16 protein-coding genes are annotated in these 18213 nt (G+C 51.5%); 9 read left to right on the forward strand and 7 right to left on the reverse strand.

Features of this window, described 5'->3' with window-relative positions; genetic code table 11:
- The first annotated feature begins 15 nt into the window (after nucleotides 1-15).
- The gene (locus NG346_RS07960) at nucleotides 16-3399 is read left to right on the forward strand and encodes a two-component regulator propeller domain-containing protein (RefSeq protein WP_262288567.1); all 3384 of its coding nucleotides are present in this window, start codon (nucleotides 16-18) and stop codon (nucleotides 3397-3399) included.
- A 50-nt stretch (nucleotides 3400-3449) separates the two neighbouring features.
- Here NG346_RS07960 and NG346_RS07965 read toward each other — a convergent pair whose 3' ends face one another.
- Together NG346_RS07965 and NG346_RS07970 are read right to left on the reverse strand one after the other, a co-directional pair.
- Nucleotides 3450-3896, reverse strand: coding sequence for a lipocalin-like domain-containing protein (locus NG346_RS07965; protein WP_262288568.1), 447 nt, complete (start codon nucleotides 3894-3896; stop codon nucleotides 3450-3452).
- Nucleotides 3897-3957: 61 nt separating this feature from the next.
- A complete protein-coding gene (locus tag NG346_RS07970; RefSeq protein WP_262288569.1) occupies nucleotides 3958-5532 on the reverse strand; it encodes a capsule assembly Wzi family protein in 1575 nt (524 codons plus the stop codon).
- Nucleotides 5533-5722: 190 nt separating this feature from the next.
- On the opposite strand from NG346_RS07970, the gene NG346_RS07975 reads away from it, so the two are divergent.
- Nucleotides 5723-6805, forward strand: a complete 1083-nt coding sequence (locus tag NG346_RS07975; RefSeq protein WP_262288570.1) for a hypothetical protein — start codon at nucleotides 5723-5725, stop codon at nucleotides 6803-6805.
- Nucleotides 6806-6970: 165 nt separating this feature from the next.
- Here the strand turns inward: NG346_RS07975 and NG346_RS07980 are convergent, their stop codons facing one another.
- Nucleotides 6971-7480, reverse strand: a complete 510-nt coding sequence (locus NG346_RS07980; RefSeq protein ID WP_262280654.1) for a histidine phosphatase family protein — start codon at nucleotides 7478-7480, stop codon at nucleotides 6971-6973.
- A 104-nt stretch (nucleotides 7481-7584) separates the two neighbouring features.
- Here NG346_RS07980 and NG346_RS07985 point away from each other — a divergent pair, with 104 nt between their 5' ends.
- A complete protein-coding gene (locus NG346_RS07985; protein ID WP_262288571.1) occupies nucleotides 7585-8265 on the forward strand; it encodes a DUF308 domain-containing protein in 681 nt (226 codons plus the stop codon).
- A gap of 10 nt (nucleotides 8266-8275) precedes the next feature.
- On the opposite strand, the gene udk is transcribed toward NG346_RS07985, so the two are convergent.
- The 3 genes from udk to NG346_RS08000 all read right to left on the reverse strand — a co-directional run bounded on the left by udk (nucleotide 8276) and on the right by NG346_RS08000 (nucleotide 10670).
- On the reverse strand, nucleotides 8276-8911 hold the full coding sequence (gene udk / locus NG346_RS07990; protein ID WP_154533374.1) for a uridine kinase: 636 nt from the start codon (nucleotides 8909-8911) through the stop codon (nucleotides 8276-8278).
- Between the two features lie 44 nt (nucleotides 8912-8955).
- Entirely contained in the window at nucleotides 8956-9534 is a 579-nt protein-coding gene (locus NG346_RS07995; protein WP_262288572.1) for a uracil-DNA glycosylase family protein, read from the reverse strand.
- Nucleotides 9535-9623: 89 nt separating this feature from the next.
- On the reverse strand, nucleotides 9624-10670 hold the full coding sequence (locus NG346_RS08000; protein WP_262288573.1) for an endonuclease/exonuclease/phosphatase family protein: 1047 nt from the start codon (nucleotides 10668-10670) through the stop codon (nucleotides 9624-9626).
- Between the two features lie 160 nt (nucleotides 10671-10830).
- Here NG346_RS08000 and NG346_RS08005 point away from each other — a divergent pair, with 160 nt between their 5' ends.
- The 6 genes from NG346_RS08005 to NG346_RS08025 all read left to right on the forward strand — a co-directional run bounded on the left by NG346_RS08005 (nucleotide 10831) and on the right by NG346_RS08025 (nucleotide 17451).
- Nucleotides 10831-13323: a TonB-dependent receptor gene (locus NG346_RS08005; RefSeq protein WP_262288574.1), complete on the forward strand. Its 2493-nt coding sequence runs from the start codon at nucleotides 10831-10833 to the stop codon at nucleotides 13321-13323.
- A gap of 24 nt (nucleotides 13324-13347) precedes the next feature.
- Complete coding sequence (locus NG346_RS08010; RefSeq protein ID WP_262288575.1) at nucleotides 13348-14196, forward strand: DUF5689 domain-containing protein; 849 nt, start codon at nucleotides 13348-13350, stop codon at nucleotides 14194-14196.
- Nucleotides 14197-14230: 34 nt separating this feature from the next.
- Nucleotides 14231-15592 (forward strand): hypothetical protein, encoded by a 1362-nt coding sequence (locus NG346_RS08015; RefSeq protein ID WP_262288576.1) that lies wholly within the window; start codon nucleotides 14231-14233, stop codon nucleotides 15590-15592.
- A 186-nt stretch (nucleotides 15593-15778) separates the two neighbouring features.
- The gene (locus NG346_RS08020) at nucleotides 15779-16048 is read left to right on the forward strand and encodes a hypothetical protein (protein WP_262278731.1); all 270 of its coding nucleotides are present in this window, start codon (nucleotides 15779-15781) and stop codon (nucleotides 16046-16048) included.
- A gap of 81 nt (nucleotides 16049-16129) precedes the next feature.
- Nucleotides 16130-16441: a putative toxin-antitoxin system toxin component, PIN family gene (locus NG346_RS14610; protein WP_396266773.1), complete on the forward strand. Its 312-nt coding sequence runs from the start codon at nucleotides 16130-16132 to the stop codon at nucleotides 16439-16441.
- Entirely contained in the window at nucleotides 16438-17451 is a 1014-nt protein-coding gene (locus NG346_RS08025; protein WP_262288577.1) for an ABC transporter ATP-binding protein, read from the forward strand. Before NG346_RS14610 ends, NG346_RS08025 begins: the two co-directional genes overlap by 4 nt.
- Here the strand turns inward: NG346_RS08025 and NG346_RS08030 are convergent.
- Nucleotides 17432-18109 carry a PstA family ABC transporter permease gene (locus tag NG346_RS08030; RefSeq protein WP_262288578.1) on the reverse strand — a complete coding sequence of 226 codons (678 nt, stop codon included), beginning with the start codon at nucleotides 18107-18109 and terminating at the stop codon, nucleotides 17432-17434. The two genes, NG346_RS08025 and NG346_RS08030, sit on opposite strands and share 20 nt — an antisense overlap.
- Nucleotides 18110-18213 lie beyond the last annotated feature (104 nt).

Here is an 18213-nt window from a genome sequence, read left to right on the forward strand (position 1 = left end):
CTAATAACTTAGCTTATGCCAGATCTTCAATTCAAGAGGCACTACACCTTATTATATATATATGTAGCCGTCGTGTTGCTGACGGTATTGGGTTCACTGCCTATTGTAGCCCAACCACTGCGTTTCAACAATTATGCCTTACCCGACGCGTCGACCGTCCTTGCTGTTGAGCAGGACGGGCAGGGAATCGTCTGGCTGGGCACAGAGCGCGGACTCTATAGTTTTGACGGTTACCAGTGCTATCCCCGCTACCGTGCGCATACGTTTTCCGAGAGCCGTGTGCATTGTATCCTACGTATTGGACAGCGGCTCTATCTCGGAGCCGACGATGGTTTGCTCGTCTATGACATCCGGCGCAATGCTTATGAGCGTGTGGCGAAGTCGCCCAAGGACATTAGGGCTCTGCTGTCCGTGGGACAGCGAATGTATATCGGTGCCTCGTCGGGTCTCTTTGTCTATGACCATCATGGCGTGAGCCGTGTCAAGGGCATCGCCTCCGCCGTCTACTCGTTGTTGGCAGACGGGGGCACTGTGATGGTCGGTACGCTTGACGGTCTCTATACCCTTCGTGGCCGTGTGGGGCGCGTCCTGCTCAGGTCAGGTCGTCAACCTCTTGTCAACGCCATGATACGCGACAGCCGCCGGAAGTGTGTATGGTTGGGTACGGAGGGAGCACTCTATGCCTTTAGGCAAGGACATGTCGTGGAGGAAAAGGCACTTCGCGGCAATTCGGTAAAAGCCTTCTCCCTGAAAGCAGACGGTACCCTCTTCATCGGTACTGACAACGGGCTTTATGCCTATCGTGCCGAGAATGATGTCACACGCTATGGTCACGATGCACGCGTTCCGTCGACGATCGCCAACAACATCGTCTGGACACTCTTTCGCGACCGATGGGATAATCTCTGGCTGGGCACCGATAACGGTCTCTCGCTGTTGGCCGAAAACAGTTTTTTCCAATGGGTGCCCATCAGTGACATCACGAATAGTGGAGACGGCAATAGACTGCATGCTTTCTTTCAAGATCGTGAAGGATATAACTGGGCAGGTGGTACCGACGGCATTCTGCGCTTCCGTACGCAGGGCGACGGTTACAGCCACGTGGTCTGGTATCGGCAGGGCGACGCTGCCTATTCACTCTCTCACAACCGAGTGAGGAAAATCTATCAGGATGCCGACGGCACACTGTGGGTGGCTACCGACCACGGCATCAACTGCTATGATCCCGCTACCGGACAGTTCCGCAACTTCATCGTGGCTGATCCATCGGGCAAGTACACGACGACATGGGCCTACGACATCGTGATGGACCGGCAACATAGATTGTGGATAGCGTCGTACATGGGTGGTATCTTCATCATTTCCAAGCAGAAGCTCTTGGCCTCCGGCGGCTCTTGCGTGGCTGACCACCATCTGTCAACCGCTGACGGATTGCCGAGTATACATGTCGGACAACTGGCTATCGGCAACGGGAATAATATTTGGGCACTCTTCTATGACAAAGGCTTGGCGTGTGTGCCTCACGGACAGGGTAAGGCTATCCCTGTGAAGACCGGCAGAACCTATAATTTCATCGCCACTGACGTGCGTGGGCAACTGTGGGCCGGATATGACGGTGGTGTGGACATCTTTGCTTCACCGGCGCAGGCTCCGCGTACGATCAACTTTCACGACGATGGTCCCGAGGGGCGCGTGTCGACGATCTGTCCGGTTGGCGACCGCATGTGGGTCATCACCGGCAATGTTTGCCGCATCATCGGCAACAAGGGCGATAACGTCAACTATCGTCTGCCTTCAGCCGATGTGCTTGCCGCAAACTACAGTACCCGCGACGGTATGGTCTGTCTGGCTGGCAGCGATGGCTTTTATCGCGTCGATGCTGCCAGTCTGACAAGATTCTCGGTACAAGAACCGGTTTCGCTGGCAGCACTCTACGTCAATGGCCGGCTCTACAATCCTTCTGGCTGCAATCTGTCCTATGCCCGCAGCGTCACGCTGAGCCACCGTGAGAGTACCGTGGCGTTTTGTTTGACAGACATTCCTTTTGCCGACCACCCCTCGGCACTCTATGTCTATCGCCTTGAAGGACACGACAAGGGATGGACAGCATTGGATTCCGAGAATGGACACATTGCCTACAACGGACTGCCATACGGCGATTATCGCTTGGAAGTAAGAACGCTTGACGGCAATGGTCGTCCTGCCGACGAAGTCTATGGCTTCGACGTTCATATCCTGCCGCCTTGGTATCTCAGTATGTGGGCAAAGGCAGTGTATGCCCTGCTCTTCGTGGTACTGTGTTGCTGGGGGTGGAACTTCTGGCGTGTACGCCAGCGTCTGCGTCAGGAACAACGCGAGAAGGCAAAGATATTGGAGCAGGTTCACACCAAGGCTGCGTTTTACTCTCAGTTGGCCCAGCGCCTTAACCACCATCTGCGCACACTGATGGCTACGGCCAACACGATGCTCGCAACAGGCAACGCTAAGTCAACAGGAGTGACGAAGACACGACATGAGTGGGACATCGTAAGAAAGGAGTCCGGGCAGTTGGCCACGCTCGTATATCGGAAGCTGAATGTCGATGACGGACAAGACACCTCCCCGGCAGACCCACCGGTGTCTGTCGATACGGTGGCTTATCTGAGACTACTGACAGAAGACAGCAAGGAAAAGGCACACGGACGAAAGTTCAATGTGGCATTTACCACCAATACCGACGCGCTTATTGCCGAGGTGGACATCATCAGTTGGCACCATCTGTTTGGCTCGCTTATGGACTATCTCATCGACGGTTCGCATCCGCAGGCAACAGTGACCGTGGCTGTGAATGCTGACATGGTGGGGCAGCAAGTCAGCTATGTACTCACCAGCACGGACTTGCCACTCACGCCGGAACAGCGGATCACTCTGCTACAATCGCTTACGCCGCTGAGTGATGTGAGGAGAGAAGTGGAGCTGGGACGAGGCACCATCGACGTAACGTCCGAGGACACGGCACTGAGCTTTCGGCTGACATTCGGCATCAAGCGTGATATGGCCAAGCCTACTGCCGGCCAGGCGCAGGACAGCACGGAGAAGAGTGCCGACGAGCGCTTGCTGAACGAGGTTTTTGAAACGATAGAGAAGAATATATCAGACTCAGACTTTAACGTCACACGACTGCAGGAGACTGTTGGCATCGGCAGCAAACAGCTCTACCGAAAGGTGAAGCTCATGACGGGTATGACACCTGTGGAGCTGATTCGCAGTCTGCGCATGCGTCGTGCCGCCTCTCTGCTCAAGGAGGGACAGTTCTCTGTGTCGGAGGTGATGTATATGGTAGGCTTTTCTGATTCTGGCTATTTCTCGAAATGCTTCCAAAAAGCTTTCGGTGTGACCCCAGCCAAATACAAACCATAAAAAAAGCCCATGCCGCGGTGGCATGGGGCTATATGCTTGTATAGATATGTTTAGAACTTGATGAAATGGAGGCGGAGCGTGCCGTCGTTGAGGATGAGCTTGCCGCCGGTAAGCTTTTCCACGGTGAAGTCCTCCTCAAGGGCATTGAAGCCAAAGGGCTTGAGACCGTCGGGCGATGTCAGCAGAGGGTCGCCATTTCCGCGGTCATTGACTCTTGCGTCGAAGATTTTGAGGTGGCCGTTGGCATGGTTGAACTGAAAGATGTATCCACTCCCATTGTCTATGTTGTTGAGCATCATGATCGTGCCTTGAACCGCCATGAACAGGCTTTGGTGATGGAGGTCTGTCTGTCCGCCGGTGGCCAGCGTGTCGATGTTGGTGAGTTTCCAGTAGCCGTCGAGTTTCCCGTTGTGGGAGGTTTCCAGGAGATCACCGCAGGAGGCCATGAAAAGGATGACGGCGAACAGCGGGAGGAATATCTTGAGATGTTTTGTCATATCCGTATTTTCTTTCTTTATACCTTATATATATATGTCTATCAGATGGAGCCGTCTGTCATTACAAGTTGAAGATGCCAGACTTTGAGACGGTGAGCTGTGCGCCTCTGTTGTGTCCGAGAATAAATCCGAAGTCCATGCCGTAGGCAGCCTTGATGTTCCACTGGTGGGGCAGGGCATACTGTGCTTCCACCATGAAGCTGACGTTGTGGTGCTTTTTGGTGTAAGGACGCGCATACGTGCCGAGTCCTTCCTGCCAAGAGGCAAGCACACGATAGGCGAGTGCGTCGGTGGGCTGGCCGTCAAATCCCAGGTGGAACGCGGTGAAGCGGTTGTCCTCAATGGTGAGCGTGCCGTCGTGGTTGTAGATAGGAGAGCGGTAGAGCGGATTGCCCATCACCTGTCCCCAATGCTGCCATCCGGGGAAGATATAATGGTTATAGAAGTTGTCAGTACCGCAGATGTGCTCGGGGCGTCCGATGGTATGGTCGTGATAGAGCGGTCCGCTCTGGTATTTGGTATAGAGATATTCCACGACGATGTCTTTCAGCCACGTGCCGTTGTGCAGGTTGAGTTCAGCACCGAGCATCCAGTCCTTGAGGTCGTAGAGAAAGTAGTGGTGGCGCTTTTTCACGTTCCACTCGTCTCCGCTGCCATAGCCGTCGTAGTCGAGTTGCAGCATGGAAGAGTGGTCGTCGAAGTATTTGTCGGCATAGACGCCAAGTTTCCAGCTGTCGGCCTGGTAGTTGAAACGGGCTACCCATGCCCCGAGGATGTCGCCTTCCTCGTTTTGATAGTCAGAGCCTATCTCCGGCGTATCGGCACCGCCGGGAACAAACGCCCTGAGATAATCTTTCAGTTTGGTGCCATTGTGGATTGCATTTACCTTTCCGTTTCCGGCAGGGTGATAAGCTGTGCCTCCAAAGATCGTAGCCATCTCAAGGCCCAGCTCCAATGACCAGGGACAGAAGCGGTCGGGATTGCCGATCATCAGATAGCCGGCCTTGGTGTGCAGGAGCACGTCGTCGGCATATTTCGATTGTTTCTGGGTGAAGTCATGCTGCCAGTTCTGGTCGGTCAACCGCCCGTAGGCAATGTGTCCTTTGAGATGAAGCCAGCGATTGGCAAAGGGCAGCGTCCAGTATTGTGGCAGAGCCAGCCGCACTTGCGGTACCGGCCGAGCGTTGATGCCTAAAGCCTGAGAGCCAGAACTGAGGGCATTGTTTTTCAGTTCCATCGGCCATTCCTTGGCACCCACGGTGAGTGTGCCGTGGAGCCAACGCAGTTCGGCAAAGGCCTGCTGAACGACGACGTGGCTGGTGTAGTGAACGGGTGCCACCAGGTCGAGACCATAGCCGAGTGCCCAACGTCTGGCAGAGTCGGTGTTCAGCGGTCTGATGGCCTGCATGCGCAGATAGCCGTTGTTCTCTTCGAGTGAAGAAAGACCATATTTGTTGGCGTTGAGCCAAAGAGGTGTCTTGTCGTTGGACACGGAGCCTTGCATCTCCACTTTGTAGTGGATGTCTTTGCCGGGTTGCCACTTTCCTGGATCAGCGCCTTCCTGCCATGCATACTGGGCAGAGACAGCACTGGTGAGGCAGAGAGCGGTGAAGGAAAGAAGGATTCTTTTCGTCATTTTTTGCCTGTGATCGTTAATTCTTTTGCAAAGATACGGCTTTTTAGGGATTTTCCTCTCCACGATAGGGGAAAACCTCTCTTGAGTCTTTTCTTTTTTATTAATTTTGCAACGTGAAGAAGAGGAAAGAGCTGTTTAGACGCTCTGCCCTCTGTCTCTGAGAAATGTTGAACAATAAAAAGAAAAAGATATGAAAAAGTTAGTTTTGACTCTTGTCGCCCTCTTGGTTATGGCTGTGCAGGCATCGGCCATGAGTTATGAGCAGGCACGTCAGCAGGCTTTGTTCCTGACCGACAAGATGGCTTACGAACTCAATCTCACGGATGCGCAGTATGAGGCTGCCTACGAGATCAACCTCGATTACCTGATGAGTATCAACACGTATGACGATCTCTATGGTGTCTATTGGCGTCAACGCAATCTCGACTTGAGCTATGTGCTTCTCGACTGGCAGTACCGTACCTATGTCGACGCAGCCTATTTCTATCGCCCGCTTTACTGGGACGGCGGGTACTGGCACTTCAGCATCTATGCGCGCTATCCGCATCGTGATTATTTCTTTTTCGGTCGGCCGAGTATCTACGTTACTTACTATGGTGGTCACAGCTGGCGGATGAATGGCGGACGCAGCTGGTACTATGGTCGTCGCTTCGACGGACCGCGCCGCGGAGATGGTGGACGCTATATGGGAATGCGCGATGGATTTGACCGCGGTGACTTTGGCAGGGGCACACGCTTCGACGGCAGAGACTTGGGTGATCGTGGTAACGGAAACCGTAGCTTTGGCAATGGCACACGTTTCGGCGGCAACAACGGCAACCGTAGCTTCGGTGGCGGCAGCCGTACCTACAGTGTGTCGAGTGCCCCCTCAGGCTATGACCCACAACGCGACCGCACACGCTCGTTTGGAGCCCGTGAGAGCAGTACACGTACTACCGTGACACAGCCGAGCCGCTCGTTTGGTGGAAGCACCACGACGGGAGAGCCCAGCCGTACGTTCTCTGCTCCGAGCCGTTCGTTCGGTACACGCAGCAGCGAGTCCACCCGTTCATTTGGCAGCAGTGCTCCCAGCCGTTCGTTTGGCAGCAGCACTCCGAGCCGCACTTTCGGTAGTGGCAGCAGCGCTCCGGCACGCTCCTTCGGTGGCAGCAGTTCATCAGCGCGCTCCTTTGGTGGCGGCAGTAGTGCTCCTACACGTTCCTTCGGTGGCGGTGGCGGCTTTGGCGGCGGTCACAGCTCTGGCGGCGGCGGTCACTTTGGAAATGGAAGATAGAAATCAATAGATATAAGATACAGTATTAAGTGTCGTATTTTGGATAACATTTTGCCCGTTCTCCTGTCCTGGGAGAGCGGGCTTTTTGGTAAGGGGCTGCTGCACAGCAGCAGCGAACGGAACACAAGGAAAGGACGGCTGCACAGCAGCAAACCAATGGGGCTTTTACAAGACGAGCTTGCGGACTTCGGCGTTGGTCATCTTCTGAATCTCGTTCATCGGTTTGCCAAAGTAGATGCTTTGGATGGCTTTGTTGACGATGCCGTGGCCGACAGCCAGCACGGTTTGGTTGGGGAAGGTGGCTTTCAACCATGCGATGAATTGCTTGGCACGGCTCTTGAGGCTTTCAAGGCTCTCGATGTCGTCGGGCCATTGTTTCACGGCTTGCAGGTCGGGGATGAACTTCCCCGTGAAGCTGCCCCAGTCGCGCTCACGGAGCAGGGGTGTGGTGATGACGGGCTTGCCATGTGGCTCAGCAATGATCTCGCATGTCTGGATGGCACGGTGGAGGTCGCTGGCTACGAAGGTGTCGATGTGTACGTCTTTCATCCGGTCGCGTACTGCACGGGCCTGTTCTTTGCCAGTGTCGTTGAGTTCACCGGGAGTTTGTCCTTGAAGGATTTGTGCTTTGTTGGCCACGGTCTCGCCATGGCGTACTAATAATAATGTGGTCATATCCTGATTGAATCTATATTTTTTTAAAACTCATATCTTGTTATCGTTATCGTTTCCGTTTTTTTCCTTATCTTTGCAAAAGAGAAACAAAAGGAGATAACATCATGAAAAGATTTCCCAAGTCCATCCTGCGCGCCTGCTGCGCTATTGCCGGAGGAGTGGTGCTGGTGCAGTATCGTGAGCAAGCCGTGATGTGGATCACGGTGGGTATTGGCATTGTGTTTTTTATATCGGCAGTCATCAGCTTCATTGACTATCTGGCTTTGCGCAAAAACAGTGAAGAGCAAGTGGAGCTCTACGACGCTCAGGGTCGCAAGCTGGGGCAGCGCCGCCAGCGTCGTTTCCCCGTTGTCGCAGTGGGCTGTGGCATATTGGGCAGCGTGATGGCACTCAGCCCGGGCACTTTCGTCGGTGGACTGATGTTTGTTTTAGCAGCTCTGCTGATTGCCGGCGGAGCTTATCAGCTGTTCAGCCTCTCGCTGGCTACCCGCTTTGCCCGTGTTGGTTTGGTATGGTGGGTACTGCCTGTTGTCATTCTGCTTGTGGGTATGGTGGCTTTGATAAAGCCGAGCGCAATAGCCTCCGCGCCATTACTGATTATCGGGTGGTGCATGATGGTCTATGGCGTGGTGGATCTCATCGATGCCCTGAAGATCCGTCGCTGTAAAAAGCAGTTCGACAAGGCGGAAGAGATCTCGTCTGTACGAGGGGATGCAGAGCAGACATCGGGTGATGCGGCAGGACAAGCCAATGACACGGTGTCAGAGGACGGGCCTACCGTATAGCGTATTTTTCTTATTTCTTGGGTACAAGTCCCTCGATGTAGTTGCAGAGGATGCCGATGCCCTTGACATTCTCACCTCCCTGCGGGATGATGAGATCGGCATAGCGCTTGGTTGGTTCGATAAACTGCTCGTGCATGGGCTTGAGGACTTTGAGATACCGGTCCACGACCATGGACACCGTACGTCCGCGGTCGATGGTGTCGCGCTGGATGTTGCGGATGAGGCGCTCGTCGGAGTCGCAGTCTACAAAGACTTTTAAGTCCATCATATCACGGAGAGTCTTGTTGAGTAGTGTCATGATACCCTCAATGATGATGACAGGCTTGGGGTCTACGTGGATGGTTTCCGGCAGTCGGTTGCTGAGGATATAGCTGTAGGTGGGCTGCTCGATGGCGTGACCATGGCGCAACTCGTTGACCTGCTTGATAAGCAACTTCCAGTCGAAGGCATCGGGGTGGTCAAAGTTGATGGCAGAGCGCTCCTCCTGGGTCATGCCCGTTGTGTCGTTGTAGTAAGAGTCGAGCGGTACCACGGTGACATAGTGTGGTGGCAGCATTTCTACGATTTTCTTCACCACGGTGGTCTTGCCAGAACCAGTGCCACCGGCAATGCCGATGATGGTGACTTTCTTATTTTTGTTTTCCATATTGCTTGTATTTTCTTGTGGATACTATTTTTCTACTCTTGGAGCTATTTCAGTCCTATCTCTTGAAACATCCGGTCGTAGTATTCTGCTTTCTTTTCCACCTTCATCGGGTAGGCGCGTGAAGAACTGGGTTCTCGGTAGAGCCGGATCGTACGTGACTCAAAGGTGAAGTCGAGATGGTCCCCCATCTTCATTTTGCGGGCATCGATATGATAGTGGTCGGTGAAGAGTGTGGTGGCAACCTGTCCGGCAGCTATCACAGCCTTGCATTCCGGCAGAGAGCGCAACATGCCGTCGAGGTCGGCCTGCTCCACCACCTCCAGGTCTTTGTCGGAGGCAGTGCCCTTGGTGCGGCGGATGCGCAGACAAGTGTCGAAGATGGCCACGCCACGGTCAAGAAGGAAGTCTTTGAGTTCTTGCAGCCGATAGGTCTTGTGGTCAGTGTCTACAAACCGCAGCTTGTCGCCAAAGAAGCAAAGGCCGAAGATACGCCACATGTCGTTGGTGTAGTTGGGGTAGTACCATTCCATGCACCAACGCTTGGGTGCAGGAGGGAAGGTGCCAAGCATCAGCAGCTTGGCATTCTTCGGAAGAAATGGCTCAAAAGGATGAAGCTCAATCATGGTTGAATGATGGGTTGGGATGAGGGCAGTAGCGGGACGGCGCACAACGCCGTCATACCGAACGGATCCTCGGTTCTATTCTCTTCTTTTTACTTTGCCTCCTTTACCAAGTATACGCACACGGGCAGGTGGTCAGAGAAGCCGTCGAGCCATACACCACCAGCGGTGGTACGCTTGGGTTCACCCTTGTACTTACCTTCTGCCTGGAAGAGATAGGGCATGCGCTGAATCTCGCATTTCAGATATTTTAGAGTTTTAAAGTCGTGCGTGCCCTTCTTGTCAAGCAAGGAGGGACTGAGGAGGATCTGGTCGAAGAGATTCCAGGCTCCCTGATAGCGCAGTGTGCCGGTACCTTGTTTGGTCAGAATGTTGTACCAAGGATTATACATGTCATCGCTTCCAACCTTGCTGATGTCCTCCTTGCCCCCAAGTACCTCATACATGCTCTTGTTGGTCGGGTCGTCGTTCATGTCGCCCATGATAAAGACCTTGGCGTTTTTGTCGAGTCGGAGCAGCGAGTCCTTAACAGCTTTTGCCTGAGCGGCACCGACTTCCCGGTAGTAAGATCCATTGAAGCGGCTGGGGAGGTGGCAGACGATGAAGCTCACAGGTTCGCCGGCCAGCGTGCCGCTTACGGTGAGGAAGCCGCGCGTGGTGAAGCCCGAGTCTTGTTTCGCCGTGGGAATGTAAGGTACGAGTTTGACAGTCTTCACTTGGAACATTTGGGGATTGTAGAGTAAGGCGCAGTCAATGCCGCGCTTGTCGGGACCCTCGACGTGGCAATACTGGTAGCCACGTTTTTTCAGTTCCGGCTGTGCACAGAGATCTGTGAGCACCTTGGCGTTTTCCACCTCTGCCATGCCAATGACCGAGCAGCCTACGCCGGGCAGCATGGTCGTGCCCATTTCGCTCAACGCGCGTGCCATGTTGTGGAGCTTATGGCTGTATTTCAGTCCGTTCCAGCGATAAGAACCTTCTGGCAGAAAGTCGTAGTCGCGTTTGCCCTCGTCGTGACAAGTGTCGAACAAGTTTTCTTGGTTGTAGAAGCCTACCGCATAGACGGCGTATCTCTTTTGTGCTGATGTCGCAAGGCACAGCAGCAGAAAACAAGCAAATGCTAAAAGATGTCTCTTCATTGTCGTAAAAAACATGTATGAAATATTGTGCTGCAAATATCGCAATTTATTTTGAGATAATAGACCTTTTCTTAGAATTTTAACAAGGGAAATCGTAAACTCTCCATTTATTTTGGTAATTTTGCACATATTATCAATAGTATTATAACAACTGACAATTATGCAAAAACAGCTTATCTTAGCCGTGATGGCCATGAGCTATGCTCCGCTGGCATTTGCGCAGAGCGATTCGACCAACGTCGGTGAGGCTGCGTTCACCTTCACAGAAGCACAGTTGGGTGAGGACGAGAACATGGGGCAGAATGTCTCCATTGTCTCTTCTGGCTCGAATGTGTATGCCTCGGAGGTGGGGTATTTGTTCTCGCCGATGAGGTTCCGTTATCGGGCGCTCAACCAGAAGTACAACGAGATGTATATCAATGGTGCGCCGGTCAACGATATGGAGACGGGACAATTCCGCTACTCACTCGTCGGCGGCCTCAACCAACAGACACGCAGCATGGAGGCGGCACTGCCTTTCGAGTCGAACAACTTTGCGTACACGGGTATTGCTGGATCGAACAACTACAACTTCCGTCCGGCTGCCATGGCCACAGGACAGCGCATCACGCTCTCGGCGGCCAACCGTAACTATGTACTTCGTGGCATGTACACCTATAATAGTGGTCTGACCGACAAGGGATGGGCTTACTCTGCCAACATCACCTATCGCTGGGCCAATCCGGGATATGTCAAGGGTACATCGTACAATGCGCTTTCTTATTTCTTTGGTGTACAAAAGCTCCTTACCGGTGGTCATAGCCTGGCCTTCTCGACATGGGGCAACCCCACTGAGCGTGGTACGCAGGGGGCATCCACTGATGAGATGTACTGGCTCGCCAACGACAACCAATACAACCCATACTGGGGCTGGCAGGACGGCAAGAAACGAAACAGCCGCATAGTGCGCGACTTCGCTCCTTCAGCCATCTTCACTTGGGATTGGAACATCAACAATAATAATAAGCTGACGACTTCGCTTTTTGGAAAGTACAGCATCTATTCCAGTACGAAGCTCAACTACAATAACTCTGAAAACCCGCAGCCCGACTACTACAAGCGATTGCCGAGCAACTTCTACGATGTGTGGAACAGCAGTAACGTGCAAAACACAGAGTTTGCGCTGGCTGATTGGGAGAATACCCGTGACTATCTGTCAAGCAGTGAGCGCAACAGGCAGATCAACTTCGATGAGCTGATCTATGCCAACCGCCAGGCGGCTGCCAACGGGCAGGATGCGCTCTACTATATCCAGAAGCGCCATAACAACGAGCTGAACCTTACGCTGTCCACTTCGCTGACCACCAATCTGACGAAGAACAGCACGTGGACCAACGGAATCTTCGCCGCTCATAACGTCAACTACCATTATCAGACAATGGATGATCTGCTTGGTGCCACTTCGTATCACAATACCAATAACTACGCGCTTGGTACGTTTGCAGAAGGCTCCGACCAGTTGCAATACGATCTCAACCATCCCAATGCTGTTGTCGGCGAGGGAGATAAGTTCGGTTATGACTACACCATCCTCACCAACCGTGTACAGGGCTGGACAAGCTATACCGAGGACTTCGGCATTGTGCATTATATGGTTGCCGGTCGCCTGGGCTACCAGAGCATGCAGCGCAACGGCAAGATGCGCAACGGACTCTTTGCCAACAACTCTTACGGTAAGAGCGGTACCGCCAACTTCGTGGAGGGTGGCGTCAAAGCCAGTGGCAATTTCAACCTTGGCGGCGGTCATACGCTCACACTTGGCATGGGTTATGACAGCAAGGCACCGCAGGCTTCAGTAGCTTTCGTGGCTCCGGAAATGAACAATGACTTCGTCGCTGGGTTGCACAACGAGCACGTCTTCTCCTCAGAGATTGGTTATCAGTTCCTCACCAGCTGGTTGCACGCCAACATCAGCGGTTACTACAACCACATCACACACGCTACGGAGTGGACTTGCTTCTACTTCGACGACATCAACAGCTTCTCCTACAACTCGTTGAATGGATTGAAGAAAGACTACTACGGCGTGGAAGCAGGACTCGACTTCAAGCTCACCTCTGCCTTCAACCTCAAGCTCCTTGGTACCATCAGCGATGCCAAGAACGTGAGCAATGCACAGGTCGTCTATCTCAACTCCACGCAGGGTACTTATAACCAAGATGTGGCATTGGTGAAGAATATGCGTGAGAACGGCACACCACTCACTGCCACGAGCATCAAACTGAGCTATCATCAGGGTGGCTGGTTCATAGACCTGGCCGGTAACTGGTATGACCGTATCTACCTGAGCTATTCACCGTACTATCGCTATCAGAGCTATCTGAAGAACTCGAAAGATTTCGATGAGGCTAATAATCTGATAGTCCCGTCACAAAATAAGGGTCACGGCGGTTGGATGATGGACGGTTCTATTGGCCGCAGCATCTATCTGAAGCATGGCAGCCTAAGCATCAACCTCATGGTGACCAACATCCTCAACAATACCCATTTAGTGACCGGCGGCTATGAGCAGAGCCGTTCTGACAACTCGCGAATCTATCGCTTCTCGAAGAACCCGAAGAAGTACTATGCCTACGGTACCAACGGCATGTTGAACATCGCATATAAGTTCTAATTGCAGACTCAATTCATTACAGACATGAAAAACAAGATATTTTATCGGTTGGGCTTTCTGGCCTGCATTCTGGCTCTGACCCTCACGTCCTGCCAGGGCGACTACGATGAGCCGGTGAAGACCGCTGACGAGGCCGGTATCGGCAACAGCAGCATCAGCGAGACCAATGTAGTGACCATCGCCCAGCTGAAAGAGACATACAAGAAGTATATCACCACAAGCTACAGCTATAAGAAGGTGGAGGAGCCTATGGAGATAAAAGGCTATGTCACCGGCAACGACGTGCAAGGCAACCTCTACAACGAGCTCGTCATTGATGACGGTACTGGTGCGATCACCATTGGTGTATCACAGGGCGGTCTCTATGGACTCTTCCCCGTTGGAGCCGAAGTGATCATTGAACTCAACGGACTCAGTGTGGGCAACTATGGCTTGCATCCGCAGATTGGTACTCCTTATACGAGTGACAAAGGCCAGAACTCTATCGGACGTATGAGCCGTGCTGTGTGGAACCACCACTTCCGCCTGACGGGCAAGAGCCAGACGATCGCGCCCATCGATTTCAACAACAGTTGGAAGCCTGCGTCCGACGGACTGACCTACAGCGGTAAGCTCGTCACCATGAAGAATGTGAGCTTCAAGGGGGCTGATGGTAAGAAGACATTTGCCAACGCCAGTGCCGGATCAGGCTCTGTGAGCGTCTACTTCAATGAATATCCTACCACGACGATGGTCTACACCAGCAACTATGCCGACTTCGCCAGCAATCCACTGCCACAGGGCAAGGTCAACGTCACGGGTATTCTCAAACGCTACAACAATTCTTGGGAACTTATCATTCGCAGCCTCGACGATATCGAGGCAGTCAAGTAAACACACCTTATTATATATATAACACAGAACAACAATGAAAAAGTTATTATCATATCTCTTTGCGCTGGCCGCCGTCGCTTTTGCATTCACCTCTTGCGAGGACGTGCCTATGCCGTATGACTACCCGACAAACAATGGCGGTGGTTCGAGCGAGACAACAGAAGTAGAACCGGCAGGTACTGGTACGGCAGCCGATCCGTATAATGTGGCCGGTGTGCTCAAGGCCATCAAGGGTTTGGGCGATGGTGAGTACACGCCTGTAGTCTATGTCAAGGGTAAGATCAAGAACATCAAGAGTGTGGAGACCGAGAAGTTTGGCAATGCCAGTTACTACATCACCGACAATGGCTCCAACGAAGTCTATATCTTCCAGAGCTATTATCTTGGCAATGTGAAGTTCAAGGCCGAGGATCAGATCAAGGAGGGTGACGAGGTCATTGTCTGTGGACGCTTCTACAACTACAATGGCAATACGCCTGAGACAGAGGGCAAAGGTAAGTCATATATCTATTCGCTCAACGGAAAGATAGCAGGGGAAGGCGGTTCTTCAACTATTGAGCCTAAGGGCGAAGGAACTGAGGCTTCTCCTTACAATGTTGCAGCGGCGTACAAGGTCCTTTCGACTATGGCGGACAACGTAACATCGGATTCTGTTTACATTTCAGGTATTGTCGTCTCTGCATCATTTTCAGAGAAACATAGTAGCAACACTTATTATATTTCCGATGATGGTACAAATGATAATGAACTTGAAGTCTATGGAGGTCGGTATTTCTTTGGTCAAAAATTCACTTCGGATAGTCAACTGAAGGCCGGTGATAAGGTTGTAGTGAAGGGGCAATTAATTAATTATGTAGGTAGTAAAGGACAGAAAACCCCGGAAGTGACAAATGGAAGTAGAATTATCTCTATCAATGGTAAGACTTCTGGAAGCTCTGAAGGTGGTAATACTGGCGAAGTAGCAGGTGATGTTACTATGAAAGCCTCAGAAATGGGCTTTACAGCAAAAGGTATCGCTACGAAGGCAACAATGAGTGATGGAACAGTGTTGACTTTCTCGAAAGGAGAAGGAAGTAATGATCCTGTCTATTATGATGGTAATTATGCAAGTGTACGACTTTATGCAAAGAATACTTTGACAATTTCTTCTAAAAAGAAGATAGCGAAGATTGTAATTACCACAACGGCCAAGAATGGCACTACTTTGTATAATGGAAATGATGAAGCGTATGCCGAGTACGGTTCAAAGAAAGTCTCTATCAAGAAGGATAACGAAACACAGGTTTCATTTACAGGCTTAAATGGTGAGACCATTGTCATTGTAAATGATTACTCTACTAATAAGGGTGGTGTTCAGCTCCGTATAAGCAGTATCACTATTACTTATGCTGATTAATCTGACTAAGATAGATATTAAAGCCCTGCACTGCTCCTTGCGGTTTGCGGGGCTTTTTCTTGCTACATTGTTTTTACGGCTTGTTTCCTTGTGAACGAAATTCCTTCTATCCATGAAAAATAATCAGCTAAAAATTTGCTTTTGTGAGATAAACTTATTATTTTTGTATATCTAAAATGTAATAGTATGACAACGTTGCAATTAAACCAAGAACTTCTTCGACAGGTTGGCAATATTTCCAATGATGACAACCTGTTGAGAAAAGTCATTGGCTATATTAAATCCTTGACTTCTGCAAAAAAAACTCCAAAGGCGGATAAAGCATCAATGTTGCAGGATATATTATCCATGTCTAAACCTTGCCCAATGTCAGATGAGGAAATAAATGAAGAGGTCGAGAAGGGAAGGCAAGCATTCTATGATGGGAGGGTTGGAAAAGATGAAGATAATCATTGATACCAATCTATGGATAAGTTTTCTACTAAAGGGAAAAGTCTATAAAGATCTTTTAGAAATACTTGCGAGTGAAAAGACACATTGATTTCATCTCAGCTTTCTATTAATGAATTTACTTCTGTAGCGACGAGGCCTAAATTCAAAAGATATATCTCAGAAAAACAGATTAATTCTGTAATTGGCTTCATTTTGCAAAACTCACAAATATATTCTTTGCGAAATATCCCCTCACGTTGTAGGGATCCAAAAGATGACTACCTTTTAGAATTGGCAGTTGTCTCAGATGCTAATTTCTTACTGACTGGTGACGATGATCTCCTCTCAATGCGAAGCATTGGGAAGTGCAAAATCATTAGTGTCTCAGAATGCAAATTGTATTTGACAACGGCATGAAACAAGCAACGGTCATACTTCGGAATCTTTCTATCGGCTATCGCAGTGGGCATGACGTGCATACAGTGATGGCCGACATCAGTGCCCGGCTCTTTGCCGGTGAGGTCACCTGCCTGTTAGGTGTCAACGGCGTGGGCAAGTCCACGCTGCTGCGTACACTCTCCGGCTTCCAACCGCCGATAGCAGGCGGCGTGGAGATCAGCGGCAAGGACATCAAGGACTATGGCAGTCATGAGATGGCACAGACTATTGGAGTGGTGCTTACCGACAAGCCCGACGTGAGCAATATGACAGTGGAGGAAATCGTGGGCATGGGACGATCGCCCTATACTGGTTTCTGGGGACGGCTCAGTGACGACGATCATCGCATTGTGGACGAAGCCATGGACATGGTTGGCGTCACGTCGTTGGCTCCGCGCATGATCCAGACGCTCAGCGACGGTGAACGGCAGAAGGTGATGATTGCCAAGGCACTCGCGCAGCAGACACCAGTCATCTTCCTCGATGAGCCGACGGCCTTTCTCGACTTCCCCAGCAAGGTGGAGGTGATGCAACTCCTGCACCGTATCTCTCGAGAAGCCGGAAAGACTATCTTCCTTTCAACGCACGACGTAGACCTTGCCTTGCAGACTGCCGATAAGCTGTGGTTGCTCGACCGGGATAATGGTCTGAGTGTAGGTACACCGGAAGACTTGTCGCTCAACGGACAGATGGCATCGTTCTTTGCACATAAAGGTATAGCCTTCGACGCTGAGAATGGTTTGTTCCGTATTGACAATGCTACTCAGCGCGATATACACATGGATGGCAAACATGGCGTGAGCTATCTGATGGTGCGCAAGGCGTTGGCTCGCAATGGCATCCATGGCAGCAGACATGTCGACTCAAAAGACAGTATCGAGGTGCTGGATGAAGGCTATCGTTACCATTATGATGGAACGGACAGGCAAGTGAAGACTATCGGTGAATTATTGGATTTGATAGAAGGCTTTACACCTTATTCTTATTAAAGCGACTCATGATCAGTCGTCCGCTAAGGCTAAGGACCAGTACGATGAGGGTAAGCACTACGGCAGCGGCATAGGCACGATCTTGCACGGACTGCTGCGGAGCGGTGAGCTGATAGAAGACGCAGAGAGGCAGGGTGGCTGCCTGTTGCGAGAGTGATGTAGGGATATGGTCTGAGAATCCGGCGGTGAACATCACACCGGCGCAGTCGCCGATGGCCCGCCCGATGCTCAGCAAGGTAGCCGTGGCGATGGCTGGTGCTATCTGTCGGAGCACAATACCAATGGCTTCTATGCGTGTAGATCCAAGACTGTACGATGATTCAAGCAGTCCGTGTGGAATGTTCTTGGCCACCTCGTCCATGCTGCGGATGAGCATGGGCACAATCATGATGGTCACTACGACAATACCGCCCAAGAGCGAAGCACGCATACCCACCGCCACCATCAACGTAAAGGCAAAGGCACCATAGACGATGCTCGGGATACCGAAGAGTGCATCGAAAGCCAGACGGGCCACTGCCGCAAAGCGCGACGTAGGCTTGAGATAGACATTGAGGTAAAACACGACGGGCAGGGCGATGAGCAAGCCAAGTATGGTCGAGCCGCCAACGATGTAGAGGCTGCCGACAATGGCGTTGAGAAAGCGGGTCAGTTGCAAAAGTCCGTGGATGCCTTAGGGGGAGGGCTAACCAAAATATATTGCCAAGTGGTATACGAAGAAAGGAATAAAGTTTGTACCTTTGCCACATGACAAAGACAAAT

It is taken from the genome of Hallella absiana, from assembly GCF_025457485.1.
In the GTDB taxonomy this organism is placed as follows: domain Bacteria; phylum Bacteroidota; class Bacteroidia; order Bacteroidales; family Bacteroidaceae; genus Prevotella; species Prevotella absiana.

Excerpts from the sequence above, each read along its gene's own strand:
- udk (WP_154533374.1), bottom strand. The coding sequence starts at position 8,911 with ATGGAAAACAAAAATAAGAAAGTCACCATCATCGGCATTGCCGGTGGC.
- NG346_RS07960 (WP_262288567.1), top strand. The coding sequence starts at position 16 with ATGCCAGATCTTCAATTCAAGAGGCACTACACCTTATTATATATATAT.
- NG346_RS08000 (WP_262288573.1), bottom strand. The coding sequence starts at position 10,670 with ATGAAGAGACATCTTTTAGCATTTGCTTGTTTTCTGCTGCTGTGCCTT.
- NG346_RS07980 (WP_262280654.1), bottom strand. The coding sequence starts at position 7,480 with ATGACCACATTATTATTAGTACGCCATGGCGAGACCGTGGCCAACAAA.
- NG346_RS08025 (WP_262288577.1), top strand. The coding sequence starts at position 16,438 with ATGAAACAAGCAACGGTCATACTTCGGAATCTTTCTATCGGCTATCGC.
- NG346_RS08020 (WP_262278731.1), top strand. The coding sequence starts at position 15,779 with ATGACAACGTTGCAATTAAACCAAGAACTTCTTCGACAGGTTGGCAAT.
- NG346_RS08005 (WP_262288574.1), top strand. The coding sequence starts at position 10,831 with ATGCAAAAACAGCTTATCTTAGCCGTGATGGCCATGAGCTATGCTCCG.
- NG346_RS08010 (WP_262288575.1), top strand. The coding sequence starts at position 13,348 with ATGAAAAACAAGATATTTTATCGGTTGGGCTTTCTGGCCTGCATTCTG.
- NG346_RS07995 (WP_262288572.1), bottom strand. The coding sequence starts at position 9,534 with ATGATTGAGCTTCATCCTTTTGAGCCATTTCTTCCGAAGAATGCCAAG.
- NG346_RS07965 (WP_262288568.1), bottom strand. The coding sequence starts at position 3,896 with ATGACAAAACATCTCAAGATATTCCTCCCGCTGTTCGCCGTCATCCTT.
- NG346_RS07970 (WP_262288569.1), bottom strand. The coding sequence starts at position 5,532 with ATGACGAAAAGAATCCTTCTTTCCTTCACCGCTCTCTGCCTCACCAGT.
- NG346_RS07985 (WP_262288571.1), top strand. The coding sequence starts at position 7,585 with ATGAAAAGATTTCCCAAGTCCATCCTGCGCGCCTGCTGCGCTATTGCC.
- NG346_RS08015 (WP_262288576.1), top strand. The coding sequence starts at position 14,231 with ATGAAAAAGTTATTATCATATCTCTTTGCGCTGGCCGCCGTCGCTTTT.
- NG346_RS07975 (WP_262288570.1), top strand. The coding sequence starts at position 5,723 with ATGAAAAAGTTAGTTTTGACTCTTGTCGCCCTCTTGGTTATGGCTGTG.